Source organism: Peptoniphilus indolicus ATCC 29427, assembly GCF_000227315.1.
Classification (GTDB): Bacteria; Bacillota; Clostridia; order Tissierellales; family Peptoniphilaceae; genus Peptoniphilus; species Peptoniphilus indolicus.
Genome location: NZ_JH165075.1, coordinates 1 through 2,048 on the forward strand (window position 1 = coordinate 1; position 2,048 = coordinate 2,048).

Annotated in this window: 4 protein-coding genes; all 4 read right to left on the reverse strand. The window is 28.8% G+C overall.

Translation table 11 applies throughout. The features are described 5' to 3' along the window. Window positions 1-377: 377 nt before the first annotated feature. Genes HMPREF9129_RS09775 through HMPREF9129_RS11560 form a run of 4 tightly spaced genes read right to left on the reverse strand, consistent with a single transcriptional unit; the run spans window position 378 to window position 1,994 of the window. Window positions 378-926: a nucleoside deaminase gene (locus HMPREF9129_RS09775; RefSeq protein WP_004823170.1), complete on the reverse strand. Its 549-nt coding sequence runs from the start codon at window positions 924-926 to the stop codon at window positions 378-380. A 20-nt stretch (window positions 927-946) separates the two neighbouring features. Further along, window positions 947-1,669 (reverse strand): GntR family transcriptional regulator, encoded by a 723-nt coding sequence (locus HMPREF9129_RS09780; protein WP_004823171.1) that lies wholly within the window; start codon window positions 1,667-1,669, stop codon window positions 947-949. After that, window positions 1,669-1,851, reverse strand: coding sequence for a hypothetical protein (locus tag HMPREF9129_RS09785; RefSeq protein ID WP_004823173.1), 183 nt, complete (start codon window positions 1,849-1,851; stop codon window positions 1,669-1,671). Before HMPREF9129_RS09785 ends, HMPREF9129_RS09780 begins: the two co-directional genes overlap by 1 nt. Next, the gene (locus tag HMPREF9129_RS11560; protein ID WP_004823175.1) at window positions 1,848-1,994 is read right to left on the reverse strand and encodes a hypothetical protein; all 147 of its coding nucleotides are present in this window, start codon (window positions 1,992-1,994) and stop codon (window positions 1,848-1,850) included. The genes HMPREF9129_RS09785 and HMPREF9129_RS11560 overlap by 4 nt, the downstream gene beginning before the upstream one ends. Window positions 1,995-2,048: the final 54 nt, after the last annotated feature.

The following is a 2,048-nucleotide window of genomic DNA, read 5'->3' on the forward strand; positions in this document are numbered from 1 at the left end:
AATCTTTTTAGAAGAATATTCTATTCCTCCCATAATTTCTAAATATCTTTCACATAATTTTAATTTTTCAATTCACTACTGATAAAACTCATAATTTTTAGTTTTGTGTTCTTCTCTCCTTTGTCTTGTACAAAATCTGCCTTTTTACATAGGTAATTAGTTTGTTCTATATCAATAAAATATACTTTTTAACTTCAAATAGTTCTAATTTATCTAACAATCCTAATTTTTTTGTGTGATTTTAATAAATTAACTATAAAAAAACGGCTCATTCTCATAAATTTGCCGTTTTTTTGAAGCTGTTTTACAACAGCTCTTTATCTAATTCTATAGTATAATTATAAATTCAAAATTTAATCTTCCTTTTAATTTATTTTTTATTTCGTATGATTCCAATACCCCTTATGTAACTCAAAAAATTTATCTTCCAATTCCAAAAAAGGTCCTAATGTTTCAAATTCTTTTTGTCCACAAGCCAAGACAACTCTGCTTGGCAAATCTAAAGTTGGATTTCTTATATCATCACCAGTGTATTTTTTTAATTCTGACTCTCTTGCAATATATACATGTCTGCCCAAATTAGACCAATACATTGCCCCTGTACACATAGCACATGAATCAGCACAATTATACAAAGTAAAATCATTCATTTCTTCTTTAGAATAAATTTGAGATGCTTTTCTTATTAATAATGCTTCTGCATGTGCAGTACAATCCCCTCCTAAACTAACTTCTTCATTCCCCTGTTCCATAAGTATATTTCCTTCTTTATCCGCCAATAAGCAACCAAAAGGATGATTCCCTTTTTCTTTGGATTCTTTGCATATTTCTAAAACCCTATACAATAATCTCACTTCGAATTCTTTTAAGTCAGTCAATTTATAGTTTTCTTTTTGTTCGTATTCTATACTAAATCTCTTTTTCATTAAATTTCCTTTTCTCTATTTCACCTATACCTAACAGCTGTAATTTGAATTATATCAGTATTTATATACTCTTTAGTAAACAATACAGGTTCATTGTCTGTACTATACTCAATTCCTTCAATCATCAAATATTTTTTAGGCAATTTATGCTTTATATCAGTACATAAATTTAAATCATTATCATTTGCTCCGTGAAACTTTATACTTCCAACTGTCAATTTAATATTGTGATTTTTTTTCAAATACTCAAAAATTGAATCTGAGTATTCTTTTAGTTCGTCTATATTTTTCTCATATTCATTGGATAAAAAATCTATACAGACAACTGCTATCTGACTGTCAGCATAAAAGATTCTAACAGTCATAACCATTTTTTCTCCATCATAAAGCTTTGATTCTCTAATAAATTCAGGTGTATCAACTATTTTAGTAATAAAACTTTCTACTTTTAAATAGTGTCCTGCTTCTTGTATCAGTTGTCCATATGTTTTCATCCTAAATAAATCTAACTTCATATTGTCAAAACTTGGGCTTATGTAAGTTCCACTACCTTGTCTTCTTGTAATTTTGCCTTCTCTTTCAATATCAGCAAGAGCACTTCTCAAAGTAACCCTGCTTACTCCAAACTTACTTGATAATTCTTGCTCAGTAGGTAATTTATTTTTTCCTTCTTCTTTTAATAGATTTATCTCTTCTAAAATCAGTCTCCTTACTTTATCTCTTAAGATCATTTTTTCTTCCATTATGGTTGCCACCTTGAAAAGCCTATAACTGACAAAACAATACTAATACATAACAATATAGTACCAATATTAATATACATTTTTTCAGTAGCTAAACAACTCATAAAAGATGCGATTCCCATAAGTACAATTCCTATAATAGCTATAATTCTATACTTTTTTACAATATCATTATCTTTCATTTTCTACTCCTTTTTGCTAATTTAACAATCAAAGTGTAAATAATCAACCCGGATAAAATTCCATTTAGTGCCGGTAACCCGAAAATACCGTTCATCGCACTTCCACCACTAAATATACTCTGAAGTAATTTTACTACTATCAAAGACGCCCCCAGCTAACCCAAGGTATCCACTCCCAATCTCTTATTTCATCACTA

Bases quoted from the DNA above. Each gene is read 5' to 3' on its own strand.
- HMPREF9129_RS09780 (WP_004823171.1), bottom strand. From the start codon at position 1,669: ATGGAAGAAAAAATGATCTTAAGAGATAAAGTAAGGAGACTGATTTTA.
- HMPREF9129_RS09775 (WP_004823170.1), bottom strand. From the start codon at position 926: ATGAAAAAGAGATTTAGTATAGAATACGAACAAAAAGAAAACTATAAA.
- HMPREF9129_RS09785 (WP_004823173.1), bottom strand. From the start codon at position 1,851: ATGAAAGATAATGATATTGTAAAAAAGTATAGAATTATAGCTATTATA.